General features: G+C 69.8%; 15 protein-coding genes. 14 read left to right on the top strand and 1 reads right to left on the bottom strand.

The genetic code is table 11. The features are described 5' to 3' along the window. Window positions 1–22 precede the first annotated feature (22 nt). The 14 genes from ABT154_RS33285 (at window position 23) to ABT154_RS33220 (ending at window position 13,685) form a co-directional block, all read left to right on the top strand. The gene (locus tag ABT154_RS33285) at window positions 23–691 is read left to right on the top strand and encodes an HAD family hydrolase (RefSeq protein ID WP_351862032.1); all 669 of its coding nucleotides are present in this window, start codon (window positions 23–25) and stop codon (window positions 689–691) included. Next, window positions 688–2,499 (top strand): hypothetical protein, encoded by a 1,812-nt coding sequence (locus ABT154_RS33280; RefSeq protein ID WP_351862030.1) that lies wholly within the window; start codon window positions 688–690, stop codon window positions 2,497–2,499. The genes ABT154_RS33285 and ABT154_RS33280 overlap by 4 nt, the downstream gene beginning before the upstream one ends. Beyond that, window positions 2,496–3,452, top strand: coding sequence for a thymidylate synthase (locus ABT154_RS33275; protein WP_351862028.1), 957 nt, complete (start codon window positions 2,496–2,498; stop codon window positions 3,450–3,452). Before ABT154_RS33280 ends, ABT154_RS33275 begins: the two co-directional genes overlap by 4 nt. 8 nt (window positions 3,453–3,460) lie before the next feature. Beyond that, the gene (locus ABT154_RS33270; protein ID WP_351862027.1) at window positions 3,461–5,179 is read left to right on the top strand and encodes a carbamoyltransferase family protein; all 1,719 of its coding nucleotides are present in this window, start codon (window positions 3,461–3,463) and stop codon (window positions 5,177–5,179) included. Beyond that, window positions 5,176–6,231, top strand: a complete 1,056-nt coding sequence (locus ABT154_RS33265) for a glycosyltransferase family protein (protein ID WP_351862025.1) — start codon at window positions 5,176–5,178, stop codon at window positions 6,229–6,231. Before ABT154_RS33270 ends, ABT154_RS33265 begins: the two co-directional genes overlap by 4 nt. A gap of 96 nt (window positions 6,232–6,327) precedes the next feature. Next, window positions 6,328–6,840 carry a P-loop NTPase family protein gene (locus ABT154_RS33260; RefSeq protein WP_351862024.1) on the top strand — a complete coding sequence of 171 codons (513 nt, stop codon included), beginning with the start codon at window positions 6,328–6,330 and terminating at the stop codon, window positions 6,838–6,840. 31 nt (window positions 6,841–6,871) lie between these two features. Then, window positions 6,872–7,717 (top strand): class I SAM-dependent methyltransferase, encoded by an 846-nt coding sequence (locus ABT154_RS33255; RefSeq protein WP_351862022.1) that lies wholly within the window; start codon window positions 6,872–6,874, stop codon window positions 7,715–7,717. Continuing rightward, window positions 7,714–8,475: a phosphotransferase gene (locus ABT154_RS33250; protein ID WP_351862020.1), complete on the top strand. Its 762-nt coding sequence runs from the start codon at window positions 7,714–7,716 to the stop codon at window positions 8,473–8,475. Before ABT154_RS33255 ends, ABT154_RS33250 begins: the two co-directional genes overlap by 4 nt. After that, entirely contained in the window at window positions 8,472–9,128 is a 657-nt protein-coding gene (locus tag ABT154_RS33245; RefSeq protein WP_351862018.1) for a histidine phosphatase family protein, read from the top strand. The genes ABT154_RS33250 and ABT154_RS33245 overlap by 4 nt, the downstream gene beginning before the upstream one ends. Further along, window positions 9,125–9,961, top strand: coding sequence for a phosphotransferase (locus ABT154_RS33240; protein ID WP_351862016.1), 837 nt, complete (start codon window positions 9,125–9,127; stop codon window positions 9,959–9,961). The genes ABT154_RS33245 and ABT154_RS33240 overlap by 4 nt, the downstream gene beginning before the upstream one ends. Before the next feature lie 32 nt (window positions 9,962–9,993). After that, a complete protein-coding gene (locus ABT154_RS33235; RefSeq protein ID WP_351862015.1) occupies window positions 9,994–10,995 on the top strand; it encodes an NAD-dependent epimerase/dehydratase family protein in 1,002 nt (333 codons plus the stop codon). A 54-nt stretch (window positions 10,996–11,049) separates the two neighbouring features. After that, window positions 11,050–11,814 (top strand): 3-deoxy-manno-octulosonate cytidylyltransferase, encoded by a 765-nt coding sequence (locus ABT154_RS33230; protein ID WP_351862013.1) that lies wholly within the window; start codon window positions 11,050–11,052, stop codon window positions 11,812–11,814. A 60-nt stretch (window positions 11,815–11,874) separates the two neighbouring features. Next, entirely contained in the window at window positions 11,875–12,459 is a 585-nt protein-coding gene (locus ABT154_RS33225; RefSeq protein ID WP_351862011.1) for a class I SAM-dependent methyltransferase, read from the top strand. 26 nt (window positions 12,460–12,485) lie between these two features. After that, on the top strand, window positions 12,486–13,685 hold the full coding sequence (locus tag ABT154_RS33220; RefSeq protein WP_351862009.1) for a bifunctional class I SAM-dependent methyltransferase/NUDIX hydrolase: 1,200 nt from the start codon (window positions 12,486–12,488) through the stop codon (window positions 13,683–13,685). A gap of 61 nt (window positions 13,686–13,746) precedes the next feature. Here ABT154_RS33220 and ABT154_RS33215 read toward each other — a convergent pair. Then, window positions 13,747–14,198 (bottom strand): hypothetical protein (locus tag ABT154_RS33215; protein ID WP_351862008.1); only part of this gene is annotated, 452 nt, incomplete at its 5' end.

The raw sequence follows: 14,198 nt of genomic DNA, 5'->3' as shown, positions 1-14,198 counted from the left end.
TCCCGTTCACCGGAGATACCTCATGTCCACCCTGCTCCCGCCCTCGCCTTTACCTCCGAAGGCGCTGCTCCTCGACCTCGACGGCGTACTCCTCGACACCCGCCCGGTCATGGAGCGCGCATGGCAGCAAGTCCTAAACGAGCACGGTCTCGACGTACCGTTCGAGGAGTACGAGCGCCACCTCGGCCGGCCTTTCGCCGACATCATGGAACGGCTCGGACTCACCGAGTCCGAGCGGCTTCACCGCACGTACGAAGCGGCGTCGATCGAGGCGTCCCACCTCGCCCGCGAGCTCGACGGCGCCGCGGAGGTCCTGCACGCCTTCGTCGCCGCCGGCTGGCTTCTCGGCATCGTCACGTCCAAGCCCTTGGAGCGGGCGGCCCCGCTCCTGACCAACCTCGGCTGCCCGTTCTCCACGGTGCGCACGCCGAACGGGGGTGGTCGCGGCAAGCCCGCGCCGGACCCGGTCCTCCTCGCCCTGACCGACCTGGGTGTCGACCCCGCCGACGCCGTGTACGTGGGCGACATGGCGGTCGACCAGGAAGCCGCCCGCCGCGCCGGAGTCCCGTACGTCCACGCCAGCTGGGGGTACGGCTGCCCGGATGTCCCCTCCCCCGTGGTCGCCGAGTCCCCGAAGGACCTGCTGAGGCTCCTCTCCCCGGGACCCTTCCTCGAAGGGAGCCTGCTGTGACCACGCCCTCCCGCCATGTCCACGGTCTGACGCGCGCCGACATCAACGGACAGCCCGCCTGGGCACTGGTCGGTGAAGGAGCGCTCGCGACTCTGGCATCCGACCGGATCACGACCAGCGAGCTGGAGGCTCTGCCTCTGGACGCCGAGGAGCACGAAGCGCTCGTCGATCGTGTCATGGACGCGCTCCAGTGGTACGGGGCCGATCTCAGGACGACGCCGGGCGGGGCCGGGTGGCTGTACGTGCAGCACGTACCGGTCCGTCGCCTGGTGGCTCACGTCGTACGCAAGCTGATGGCCCTCAGCGCCTGGGAGCCGTTCAGAGAGGCGCCCGGCCCGCTGAAGATCGCTCCGCACGAGGGACTCGTCGGGCTACGGGAGAGCAGCTCGCGGGAGTACCGCGCCTACACCGTCACGTGGTCCGGCATCGCCTATCTGCTCGGAGCAACCGCGTTGTACAACCCCTTCCGTACCGCGCAGCTGAGCAACCTGCAGCCGTCGCGCGTCGAGACGCAGTTGCCGAGCCCTCCCCCGTCGGCGCTGCCACGCACCGGCGTCGTCGCGCTCTCGTGGTCTTCCCGCCATGCGGCCACTCTGCTTCCCGTGCTCGAAAACCTGGCACGCAGTGGCCGGACGAGCCTCCTCGTCGATCTCGCCACGGACCCGGCGCAACACTGCGACACCCCAGCCGTCGAGGGCATCAGGCTCGTTACGCCTCCCCCTGGCCTCTTCGCCCTGTCCGGAGCCGTGGAGCGCCTGCAGCTGCGGGACGACGAGCACGTCGTCCAGGTGGAGGAACACGTCGTCCGGCTCTCACGTCTGGTCCGTCTCCTGGCCGTCCTGCTGGAGACGAGCGGTGGATGCACCCAGCCGTCCTGGCGCTCCCTGGTCCGTCTGGAGACGTGGCTGAGCGGTGTCCTGCAGGCGTCTCGCCCACACACGCTGCTCGTCAGCAACGACACCAGCCCCGTCGGCGCGCTCGCCGTCCAGCTGGCCGATCTCAACGGCGTGAACACGGTCCATGTGCAGCACGGGGCCTGGACTGCGGAGTCGGTCGCGTGGCCCGCGCTGCACAGCCGGGACATCGTCGTCATGGGCGATCGCGATGCCCCGCTCGCCAAGGCGTGGGCGCGGCACCCGCAGGCCGAGGTCCACGTGCTGGGGCAGCCCCGCTTCGACATCCTCGCCGGCCTCGGGCGGGAAGCCCAGAGGCAGTACCTGAAGAAGCTGCTGGTCCCCGGATCCGGGCGGAGCCCGGACCGGATCATGGTCTGGGCCTGCCAGCCCTTCGGTCCCGACCGGCTCAAGGCCCACGCCGACCTCCTCCTGGACGGGCTGTGGAAGGCCGAGGGCGAATGGGGACTGGTCATCGCCCCGCACCCGGCGCAGAGCCCGGAGGTGTTCGCCTCGCTGTTGCAGCGGGACGGAAGGCCGCTCGTGGCCGTCGCCGACCCGCAGATAGGGGCCCGGGGTTGTCTCGCCGGCGCCGACGTCGTCGCGAGCGCCTATTCGACGTGCGGCATCGAGGCCGCCCTCTTGGGCGTGCCGGTCCTGGAGATCGGCACCGCCGACGAACGCACACTCGGGCTCACGGCCCACGGCCTCGCGCGACGCTGCAGCACCGCCGGGGACGTCGCCGACGCGCTCTCCGCACCCCTCAAGGCGCTTAAGGCCACCGAATCCGCCTCGACCGACGCGGTGTGCCGCTGGGGCGGCGACAGCGCCGCCCTGGTCGCGCAACTCATCGTCAGCCGCGCCTCCGGCACTCAGCTCGAACACCTCCGAAGCGAAGGAGTCTCCGCCCGATGACATCCCTGACCGCCGACAGCATCGCCGAGCTCTTCGTGGGTGCCGTCGCCCTGGCCAAGTCCGGCGAGAGCGTCAGCCCGCGCGGCATGGCGACTCGTGAGGTCCTCGACGTCCACATGCGGCTCACCCGTCCACGGGCCCGCCTGCTGTACGCGCCCCCGTCCAGGATCCTGAATCCCGCGTTCGCGGTGGCCGAGACCGTCTGGATCCTCTCCGGCTCGGACGAGCCCTGGATCTTCGACTACAACGCGAAGCTCCGCCAGTACGCCGACGACGGAGTCCTGCGCGGCGCCTATGGCCCGCGGATGCGGAAGTGGACTGGCACGGTGGACCAGCTGGCCCGCGTCGTGGAGATCCTCAGGCATGACCCGGACTCCCGCCGAGCCCTGATCCAACTCTACGACCCGGCACGGGACGCCGCCGGGCACAAGGACGTGCCCTGCACGCTCGGCTTCCGCTTCTACCTGCGTGACGGCCGCCTGCACATGTCCACGACGATGCGCGGCCAGGACGTATGGATCGGCATGCCGTACGACCTGTTCTTCTACACGGTCCTTCACGAGCTGGTGGCCGGCTGGATCGGCGCCGAGCTGGGCGACTTCCACCACCACGTCGGATCCCTGCACATCTACGAGAACCACCTCGACCAGGCGGAGGAGTTGACCTCGATCGTCGTGAGCTCCGACATGCCGGACCTCACCACGTCGTGGGAGGGCTTCGACAACCTCCTCCATCAGGTCAGGGGGCGAGACGTGACCGGGCACGCCGGCTGGGACACCATGTCCGAGACCCTGCGCAGCTACCAGCTCTGGAAGGGCGGCCGGCGAGAGCAGGCGACGGACCTGGCCGACAAGATCGACGGGCCGCTCGGCCAGGCTATGACCGCCTGGTACGAGGAGCTGAGCCGTCGCTCCACGACCTCTTCGGGGCACGCCTCGGCCGGTGCGCAGTGACGGCGGCCGTGGACCAGGCGCCCTCGGTCATTCTCGGCCTGTGCTCGTACACCCACGACTCCGCCGCCGCGCTGCTCGTCGACGGACAGCTCGTCGGCTTCGTCGAGGAGGAGCGGCTGTCCCAGAAGAAGCACACCAAGGACTACCCGCGCCACGCAGTCGAGTGGCTGCTCAGCGAGGCCGGGCTGTCCGCCACCGACGTCGACGCCGTGGCCTACAACTTCCGGCCCACCCGCTACCTGCTCGAATCCCCGGCCGCGCTGCGTCTGGCGCTGTCACCGACCACACGTGACCGGGCTGTGCCGCGAGCCCGTGGCTTCGCCAAGGTGGCGATGCGCACCCAGCTCCGTGTCCGCGACATCAGCCGACGGTTCCCCGCCGCACGCGTGACCCCCGTCCTGCACCACCGGGCCCACCAGCTGGCGGCCTTCGCTGCCTCCGGGTGGAACGAGTCCGCTGTGCTCGTCGTCGACAGCCTCGGCGAGCGGCAGACCACGACCATCGCCCGCGGGCACGACGCGCTCCGTCCACGCACCCGCACCCTGGAGGCGATCAACGATCCCGCCTCCCTCGGGTACGTGTACGGCGCGGTCACCGAACACCTCGGGTGGCGCCGCGGTGACGAGGAGGGCACCGTGATGGCGCTCGCCGCACTCGGCGACCCCATGCGATTCCGGAAACTCTTCGCCCGGGCCATCCGTGTCACCCCGACGGGCTTCACCGTCGACCCGCTCTACTTTCCCCCGCGGGTGCTGACTTCGGGCTACCCGAGGACCACCCGGCGCTTCATCGACGCTACGTGCCCCGAACGCCACCCGAGCGAACCGCTGCGCGACGTGCACCGGGATCTGGCCGCGGCCCTCCAGGAGCGCACCGAGCAGGTGATGCTGCACCTGGCCCGCCGAGCGCGGACCGTCACCGGCTCCCGCCGCCTGTGCGTCGGAGGCGGCGTCGCCACGAACTGCGTGAGCATCGGCCGCATCATCGAGGCCGGCGTGTTCGACGAGGTCTTCGTGCCTCCCGCCCCGGGCGACGCCGGCACCGCGATCGGCGCCACCATCGCCATACACCACGATGGCCGCACCCCACAGCCCGTGTCTGGCGTCACGCGGGCCTGCTACCTCGGCCCGTCCTTCGAGGGAACGGCCCTCGACCTCACGTCGTGGCCCGGCCTCCAGGAGAAGGCGCTGGGTGCCGAGGCCGCCGAGTTCCTCGCCGAACAGCTCGCCAACGGTCTGATCGTCGGGCTCTTCCAGGGGCGCGTCGAGGCCGGCCCCCGCGCCCTGGGCAACCGTTCGATCCTCGCCTCTCCTCGGGAGCCGGGCGTCGTCGAGCGGCTGAACGCCACGGTGAAGTTCCGGGAGCCGTTCCGTCCCTTCGCCCCCATGGTGCTCGCCGAGCGGGCTTCGGAGTTCTTCACGCTCGGCCAGGAGGCGCCGTACATGTCGATGGCGTCCGGTGTGACCGACAAGGCACGCGAGCTGGTGCCGGCCATCGTGCACGCCAACGGCACCTCCCGCCTCCAGACCGTCACCAACGCGCAAAACCCGTTCATGCACGAGGTCCTCAGCGCCTTTGCCCGGCGCACGGGCGTGCCGGTGCTGATCAACACCTCGCTCAACGTGAAGGGGAAGCCGATCTGCGGAACACCCGCGATGGCGCTCGACTGCCTGGCCAACTCGGGCCTGGACGCCCTCCTGCTGGAAGGGCGGTGGATCACCAAATGAAGATCGGGTACAGCTTCTGGGGCTTCCTCGGCAGCGGAATCACCGACACGCCAGACGGGGGCCGCAGCCACCGCCGCCCCTTGATCGACGCTCTCGTCGACCGCGGCCACGAGATCGTCTTCCTGCAGGCCAACCGCGACCTGATCGAGGCCGGCGACGACCTGGGCAACGCCTACACCTTCCACAACGGCAGCCCGGACATCGACGCCCTGTTCCTGGAGTGGCGCTGGGCGATCGAGGGACGCAACACCACTCCATGCGGTGCCGAAGGCCACACCTGCGACCTGCACCGCCAGGCCGAACTGATCAGCCGGTACACCGTGCGTAGGAAGACGCCGACCGTGATCTGGGACAAGGACCGCAAGCTCCGGACGGAAAGCGTGTGGCGGCGCGTTCCCCAGGCCACTGTCTGCGAGGCCGCTCTCGAACCGACGCCTGGGGCTCGCCGCCTGCTCTTCCCCGTCGACGATCGTCTGCTGGCCGAGGCGGATCCGGTCGCGCTCGCCAAGAGACCCCGGGACCTCGTCCTTGGGTACCTCGGCAACCAGTACGACCGCGACGAGCACTTCGACCGCTTCTTCGCACCGGCCGCCGCACGCTTCGATCACCTCGTCGGAGGCAAATGGACCAGAACCGGCCGCTGGCCGCACGTCCGGTTCCTCGGCAGGGTCCCCTTCGAGGCGGTCCACGGCGTGTACGGCAGGTCACTGGCGACCGTGCTCATGTTGCCGGAGCGGTACGCCGCCGTCGGGCAGATGACGCAGCGGATCTTCGAAGCCGTGCTCGCCGGCTGCCTCCCGCTCGCCCCTGCCGACATCGTGCACGCCGATCGCTTCGTACCCGAGGAGCTGATCGTCAGCTCTGGTGACGAGGTGATCGAGCGGCTGAACCACCTCCAGCGGATTGCCGGCACCCAGCAGCACGCAGACCTGATCGCGTCCTGCCTGGACCGCCTGGACCTGTTCCGCCTGAGCCGACAGGTCGACGGGTTGGAAGTGGTCCTGGACACGGCCGTCGGCCCCGTCGTCGCACTGGAACGCGGAGCGGCCTGATGCAGCTGAGCAGGCAGGCCACCACGTCTGGATCATCCGAACGTGCCCAGGCGGCCGGTCCGACCGGGCACCCGAGCACCTCTACGCTGGAGCACCATGAAGAAGGTCGCCATCGTCGGCTGCGGAGGCAGCGGCAAGTCGTACCTGGCCCGCGAGCTGGGCAGGATTCTCGACGCCCCGGTGACACACCTGGACGCCGCGTTCTACGACGACGAGTGGAACGCGCTGCCCCTGGAGAAGTTCGCCGATCTGCAGCAGGAGCTGGTCGCGCAGCCGAGGTGGGTGATCGACGGGAACTACAACGCGACCCTGCAGACCCGGCTCGAAGCCTGCGACACCGTGGTCCTGATGGACGTCTCGACCGTGGCTGCGCTGTACGGGATCTTCTCCCGGCAGATCCGGCACGGGGCCGGACACAAGGGCAACGGGGTGCACAACCGCATCCACTGGGGCGTGATCAAGTACGTGGCGACGTACCGCCGCAAGATGCGCCCGCGGGTCATGGCCAAGATCGGCGAGTTCGCCTCGGGCCGTGCCGACGTGGTGCTGCTGTCCAGTCGGCGTCAGACGCGCCGCTGGCTGCGGAAGGTCGCTGCCGAGCACCGCTGATCTCTCCGCTCTCCCAAGGGGAGGGGGCGGCATGAGCGGCATCAATCCCTTCCTGGACCACACGCGGCAGGCGGATCTGTACGGGCACGCCTCTCGGCTGGCCGGCCGGTCCAGCGCGCTGATGCGGGCGAAGACCTCCGGGCGCCCTGTACCGAAAACGATCGTCGGGCTGGTGCGCGAACACCACGAGCGACCGGATCGTCTTGGCCTGGTCCTGGACCTCGGCTGCGGTCGCGGAACCAGCAGCCTGACCCTCGCCAAGGAACTCCGCCCCCGGCGCGTCATCGGCCTCGACGCCGCGCCGGCCCTGCTTGAGCAAGCTCGCCTGCGGGCCCGGCAACTGCACGGCCTCTCGGTGATCTTCCACCAGGGCGACTTCCACCGTCTCCCCGTGTCCGCCGGGTCGTGCGATGTCGTCGTCGCCGCGTTCTGCCTCTACCACTCGCCGCGCCCGCAGGCTGTGGTCGCAGAGATCGGCCGGGCACTCGCTCCCGGCGGTCTGGCCGTGTTCGTCACGAAGGGCCTCGACAGCTACCGGGAGATGGACCAGCTGGTGGCTGCTGCCGGCCTCGACCCGCGAGCCGAGCAACACGAGAGCCTCTACGTCTCGGCGCACAGCGGCAACCTCGCCGACCTGGCCGCCGTGTCGCTCGACGTACTCGCCGTGGAGCACGAGGAACACAGCTTCACCTTCGACGGCCACGACCACGTCGCCGAGTACCTCGCCACCAACCCGAAGTACGACCTCGCCCCCGGCCTCTACGGCAACGCAGACGCGCTCGCAGCGACCCTGCACGAGCTCCTGCCGGACCGGCCCCTCACCACCAAGTCCGTCGTCACCTTCGTCGTGGCCCAGTCGAAGGAAGGACGGCAATGATGCTCCGGTATTTCACCAAGCGCTACGAGGCTCCTGGCCTGGTGGCCGCGGCAGCCCGCCATCACGCTTGGCTCGCCGAGCACGCCCGGCCACTGCGGCTGCCGGCGCTGACGGTTGTCGGGCCGACGAGTCTGACGTACGAGTGGATCGACGGCCGCCCGGCCCGGCCCGAGGACCTGCTGGCCCTGGCCGCGCTGTTGGGCGACGCCCACGGAGCCGCCTGGACCACGGACCTCCAACCGTCCTCCCTGAACACGCCGCACCGATTCCGGGATGGCATCGCCTTCGGCGACTACATCGGCCCCCGGCAGACCGCCCTGCGAAGACGACTGGAGCAGGGATACCTGCCGGACCGGGGCGCCCTCCACTCGATGCTGACGCTGCTGGAGAGGACCGCCGAGGGGCCGACCGCCTTCTACAAAGACAGCAACCCCCGGAACTTCCTCATCACCGAGGCCGGCGACGTCTACACAGTCGACCCCGACGACCTCACGCTGGCGCCGATGGCGTACGACCTGGCGAAGCTGATCGCGACGTTGGTCCTGACGTACGGGCCTCTGCCGGCCCCGGCCATCGACTCCGCCCTGCGCGCCTACAACGAGGCAGCCGAGCGCCACGACCCCCGACTCGCCACCACGGATCGCCGGCGGCTCGACGACTTCCTCTCCCTGCACGCCGTCCTGACCGCTCCGTACGCCGGGCGCAACGGCTACCGCTACGGCTGGCCGTCCCGATGCCGCCCCCAAGGATCCGCATGATCACCACCGAACTCGTCTTCGTCCGCCACGGCGAGGCCCAGTGCAACATCGACGGCCTGGTCGGCGGCCCCCGCACTTGCACCGGGCTGACCAACCGCGGATACGCCCAGGTCGAACGGCTCGCACTCCGCCTCGCCGCCGAGCACCGCGACAAGCCCTTCGACGCGCTGTACTCCGGCCCGCGCATCCGCCTGCGCCAGACCGCCGAGATCATCAGCCAGGCCCTTCGGCTCCCCCTGCGCACGGACGACCGTCTCGACGGTCCCGTTCACGGCGCCGCCGACGGCCGGCCCTGGACCGAGGTGAAGACCGCTGCCGACGGCGGGCCGCACGCCCATCCCGACAAGCCCTGGGCCGCCGGATCCGACACCTGGAACGGATACCTGGAGCGGGCCGGCCGCTTCCTGCAGGAACTCGTCGACCGGCACGAAGGCGAACGCGTCCTGTTCGCCGCGCACGGCGAGACCGTGATCGCCGCGCACACCCAGCTCCTGGGGATCCCGCCCGGCTCTTCGGCCGGATTCACGGTCTCCCACGGCTCCATCACCCGCTGGCAGCACCACCTCAACCGCCTCGGACAGAGAAGGTGGATGCTCGACCGCCACAACGACACCGAGCACCTGGTCGCCTTATCGCAGGAGGCCGCCTCGTGATCACGATCTACGACGATCCGCGCCTGAAGCTGGCCCGAGGCGCGCTCGGAGCGGTCCGTGTCGTGCACGATCCGGCTCTCCCGCCCCGCGTCCTGCGCCTGGTCGACGCCGACGGCAACGAGTTCTTCGCCAAGCAGCACAGCGAGCGCGACCGGTATGCCCGCGAGCTGCACGCCTATCTCGCCTGGGGGACCCACTTGATCGGCCACGTCCCCCACATGGTCGGCCGACAGGACGCAACATGCACCCTGCTTCTCACCGCTGTCCCCGGCGTACGGGCGGACACGGTCACACCGGGGTCACCCGAGGAGGAGCAGGCCCACTACGAGGCCGGACGCGTGCTGGGCAAGCTGCACCACTCCACTGCGGTGCCGCGTACCGGCGCCGTCGGCACGGAACTCGCCCAGCGGCTGCGCGACTGGATCGCCCGCGCAGACCGGGCTGACCTCATCTCCAAGGTCGAACGCGACCGCCTGAACCACAACGCGGACGTCTTGGCGAACACGCTCATGGACAGCGCCGTATGCCACCTCGACTACCAGCCGCGGAACTGGCTCCTCGGCGACGCTTTCGGGCTGTGCGACTTCGAGCACATGCGCCGCGACGCCCGCATCCGCGACTTCGCCCGGCTCGAGTTCCGCCGCTGGCAGGCCGTCCCGAACCTCCGAACGGCGTTCTTCGCCGGATACGGACAGCTGCTGAACAACACCGAGCAGCGGCTGTTGGAGTCCTTCGGCGCGATCGAGGCCGTCACCGCCCTGGTGCGTGGACACGAGCAGGACGACCTCGCCCTCAAGACCCACGGCCGCACCGTGCTGGCCCGCCTCACCTAAGCCGCCTCCTCCCTCGATTCATGGAGATTCCCGTGCCGCAGCATCCATCCCACCTGACCACCGCTGTCCCCCGCCGGGCGGTCGTGACCGGCGCCGCCGGCTTCATCGGCTCCCACCTCGCGCACGCCCTCGTCCAGGCCGGCGCCATCGTCGTCGGCGTCGACCGACGCGACCCGGCCATCGACCCCACGGCCGCTGCCAACCTCGCCGTCTTGCAGGGGCTCCCGGGGTATATGCACGTCACCGCCGATCTCCTCAGCTGCGCGATCGAGCCGCTTCTCGTGGACGCGAACGCCATCTTCCACTTGGCGGGCATCCCCGGGGTACGCCCTTCGTGGGGACCGAAGTTCAGCGAGTACGTCGCCTCCAACGTCATCGCCACCCACCGCGTCATGGACGCCGTCTCCCGGATGGGCGTTCCCCGGCTCGTGGTGGCCTCCTCCTCCAGCGTCTACGGCCCCACCGACGGCGGTGCGAGCGTCGAGACCGATCGGCCCCAGCCAGCGTCCCCGTACGCGGTCACGAAGCTCGCCGAGGAGCAGCTCTGCCTCGTGCACTCCGCCCAGGCCCACTGCCCGACCAGCGTCGTCGCCCTGCGGTACTTCACCGTCTACGGTCCTCGACAGCGCCCCGACATGTTCACGCACCGCGCTCTCACGGCCGCCCTGGGCGGCCGACCGCTGCGTCTGTACGGGGACGGGCACCAGCGCCGGGACTTCACATACATCGATGACGCGGTCTCCGCCACCATCGCCGCGGCCACCATCCCGACGGCCAGCGGGGTGATCAACGTCGGGGGCGGTTCGAGCGCCTCCCTGCTCGAAGTGATCAACATCGCGAACAGCCTCGCCGGGCGCGAGATCCAGATTCACCAGGAGCACCCGCGCAGCGGCGATGTACTCACCACTCGCGCCAACCCGGCCCGCGCCCAAGAGGTCCTCGGTTGGCGGCCCGAGGTAGACCTCCACACCGGCATGCGAGCCCACATGCAGGCGCTGGCCACCGGTTCCGCCGCGTACGGCCACGCGGCATAACGGGCTGCCCACGCCTTCGCACCCACGCTCGATACTCACCGACAGGAGCAGCTCGTGGCTGCCACCACTTCACCACGCACTGCCATACGCCGACACATAGCAGTCATTCCCTGCCGCTGGGGCGCCTCCCGCTTTCCCGGCAAGCCCCTGGCGCGGCTCGGTAACAAGCCGCTCGTTTGGCACGTTCACCAACGCTGTATGGAGGCCAAGCGCCTCGACGGCGTGGTGGTCGCCACCGACGACGAACGCATCGAGGAGGCGTGCCGCGAACTGGGCATCGAGTGCATGCGCACGGGAGACCACCCCACCGGGACCGACCGCGTCGCGGAGTGCGCGCAGCGCCTGCACGCCGACGCGTACATCAACGTGCAGGGCGACGAACCGTTCATCTCCCCCGCCGCGATCGATGCGGTCTCCGAAGCCCTGGAGCACCTGGCGCCGGGCACACTCGCGGTGAACGGGTACACGGAGTTGAAAGATGCCGGCGCGGTCTTGGACCACAACGTCGTGAAGGTCGTCGTCGATGCAGATCGCAACGCCCTGATGTTCTCCCGCCAGCCCATCCCCTATCCGAGGGGCGACCGACCGAAATACCTGCGGCAGCTTGGGCTCTACGGCTTTACCGGAACGGCCCTCAGGCTGTTCCGCCAACTCCCGCACGGGCCGCTGGAGCGGACCGAGGGCGTGGAGATGCTGCGCTTCGTCGAGCACGGGCACCGCCTACAGATGCTCTCCGTCGTGGACGACGGGCTCGCGGTCGACACACCGGAGGACCTTGCCAGGGCCAGCCAGTTCCTTCGTTCTCGGCAGCTTCCATGACTGACCCGGCTCCGATCGCGGCAGTTATTGCACTGCGCCGCCCACACGCCAAGGAGCCCTATGACCGAGATGACCTCCACCGCCGCCTACTGGGAGCCGTTGTGGGCCCAGGGCCGCCGGTACCGGCAACTCGATGACGCCGAGACCCAGCTACTGGACGGACACATCGGACCCGGCCGCGGACGCACCGCCCTCGACGTCGGGAGCGGCGACGGCGCCCTGGCCCGCCACCTCCATGACCTCGGCTACCGCACCACGGGCATCGACTGCTCACCCAGTGCTGTCGCCCTCGCCGCCTCCCGAAGCTCGGGGCTAGGGCTAGGGCTCGGGCCGGTGTGGCAGTGTCTGGACATCACCACCGGCAATCTTTCGTCCCTGCCGGAGCCGGCGTACGCGGTGATCATCTGCCGCCTGGTCTACCGGTGGATGGACGACAAACCAGCGTTCCTCGACTGCGTCCGGCGGCTCCTCGCACCCGGCGGAACTTTCTGGGTGGTGACCGAGATCTCCGGCCGACGCCAGCACGATCACCGCCTCAAGGACCTGGGCATCACGCTCTCGGAGGCTGAGACGCTCGCGGCCGGGTGGTCCCACGTCCATACCGCCGATCTCGATGTTCTCCGCTGCTATGCCCTCCGTCCCTGACCGCCTCAATCTGCTGGAGACGCTGAATGACGAACGCCGAGCAGCACAACAAAGAAGTCTGGACGACCTACGGCGCACACCAGCTGGCTCGCGATGTCGAGCTGCCGGAACTGGACGAGTGGGCATGGGACATCCCCGGCGCCGGGCCTGGGGCCGAGGTGTTCGGCGACCTGGAAGGGTTACGCGCGCTCGACCTCGGCAGCGGCCTCGGCCGCCACGCCGCCTTCCTGGCCTCCCAGGGCGCCAAGGTCACCGCCCTCGACACCTCCCCCACCCAGCACCAGCGCGCCCTCGCCCGGTACCCAGCGACGCCGGACCTCCAACTGGTGTGCGCGGATGCCGTCACCCACCTGCAGCGCACCGACCCGTACGACCTGATCTACTCCATCGGCGGCATCCCCTTCGTGGACCCGAACCGACTCCTGCCCTCACTGTCCAATGCCCTCCGGCCCGGAGGCCGCCTGCTGTTCAGCGCGCTGCACACCAACTCGGCCGGCGTCGACCCCTCGCCCACCGTCGCCCCGCGCCCGGAGATCCTGCGACTGCCCGGCACCACCGAGGACCTCACCGTCCACATGTGGGTCCTCGAACCCCAGCTGTGGGAGGACCTCCTCGTCGCGCACAGGCTCACCTTGGAGACGGTCTCGACCATAGACTCCCTCAAGGCCGGACAGCCGCTGTCGTACCGGCTGTACACGGCCCGTCGACCCGCCCGAGTACCGAGCCGCCCCCGAACGACCGCACCCCCGCCTCCCAACACCGCCCTCGGCGTCGGCGTCATCGTCCACGGGCCGCGTGGCCTCCTGCTCGGCCGCCACCGACGCGGGACGTGGGAGCTGCCCGGCGGAACCGTCGAACCCGGTGAGACGCTGGCCGAGGCCGCGGTACGCGAGCTCGCCGAAGAGACCGGCCTCATGGCGGAGCCCACTGAAGTGCAGCCGCTGGGCACCCTCCTCGACCACGTTGGCGACGTCGTCCGGATGACAGTGCCCGTCGTCGTCAAGACCTGGCGGGGCATCCCGCAACAGATTGAGGAGACCATCGGCTCCTGGCGGTTCTGGCCGCTCAACGCGCTGCCCGCTCCCCTGTTCGTGCCCAGCAGCCAGTGTCTGACCGCATGGCGGCCGGGCCTCGCGCTCGACCATTCGCCAGTGTCGTTCCAGCCCTTCCGCGACGCCGAAGTCAGCTGGGTCGACTCATGCGACGAGTCGCCAAGGCGGTGTTGAGCGCGCCGGGGGCCTTGGGCGCGACGGTCGACGTCGACCCGACACGCTCGACCGCTCTGCATCAGGCCGAGCCACCCCTGCACTCCACGAATCCGCCCGCGGGAAGGAGCGTATCGAGGATGCGTCGGTAGTCGGCGCACGCCAGCGGCTCTGAGGCCCAGGCCGGATCGGCATGTTCACTGATGCGCTCAAGGCACCGGCCGGGTGTTGTTGACTCCACGGCCCAGACTTCACGGTCGAGCGCGGCCCACCAGACCTCCTTGCGTTCTGGATCGAGGCTGAGCCGGGCGGTGCCAAGGTGGCGGCTCAGCGCGTCAAGGGGACAGAGGCCCTCGCCTACGAGATCGGCGATCAGGGCATCGGCTTCGTCAGCTGTCTGGACATGGGTGAAGAAGGGCACGGTATGGCTGCGCTTTCTTATTGATCCGAAACGCTTTGAGTTCAGGCTCGTTGACAGTGTGTGAGTGATCTGGTGGGGGATGCGCGGACCTGGTCGCCGGACGCGCAGGAGGC

The sequence above is a fragment of the Streptomyces sp. NPDC001728 genome (assembly GCF_040297565.1).
GTDB lineage: Bacteria > Actinomycetota > Actinomycetes > Streptomycetales > Streptomycetaceae > Streptomyces.
This window is presented reverse-complemented; position numbering and strand designations above follow the sequence as displayed.

Bases quoted from the DNA above. Each gene is read 5' to 3' on its own strand.
- ABT154_RS33265 (WP_351862025.1), top strand. From the start codon at position 5,176: ATGAAGATCGGGTACAGCTTCTGGGGCTTCCTCGGCAGCGGAATCACC.
- ABT154_RS33225 (WP_351862011.1), top strand. From the start codon at position 11,875: ATGACCGAGATGACCTCCACCGCCGCCTACTGGGAGCCGTTGTGGGCC.
- ABT154_RS33220 (WP_351862009.1), top strand. From the start codon at position 12,486: ATGACGAACGCCGAGCAGCACAACAAAGAAGTCTGGACGACCTACGGC.
- ABT154_RS33255 (WP_351862022.1), top strand. From the start codon at position 6,872: ATGAGCGGCATCAATCCCTTCCTGGACCACACGCGGCAGGCGGATCTG.
- ABT154_RS33275 (WP_351862028.1), top strand. From the start codon at position 2,496: ATGACATCCCTGACCGCCGACAGCATCGCCGAGCTCTTCGTGGGTGCC.
- ABT154_RS33285 (WP_351862032.1), top strand. From the start codon at position 23: ATGTCCACCCTGCTCCCGCCCTCGCCTTTACCTCCGAAGGCGCTGCTC.
- ABT154_RS33260 (WP_351862024.1), top strand. From the start codon at position 6,328: ATGAAGAAGGTCGCCATCGTCGGCTGCGGAGGCAGCGGCAAGTCGTAC.
- ABT154_RS33250 (WP_351862020.1), top strand. From the start codon at position 7,714: ATGATGCTCCGGTATTTCACCAAGCGCTACGAGGCTCCTGGCCTGGTG.
- ABT154_RS33245 (WP_351862018.1), top strand. From the start codon at position 8,472: ATGATCACCACCGAACTCGTCTTCGTCCGCCACGGCGAGGCCCAGTGC.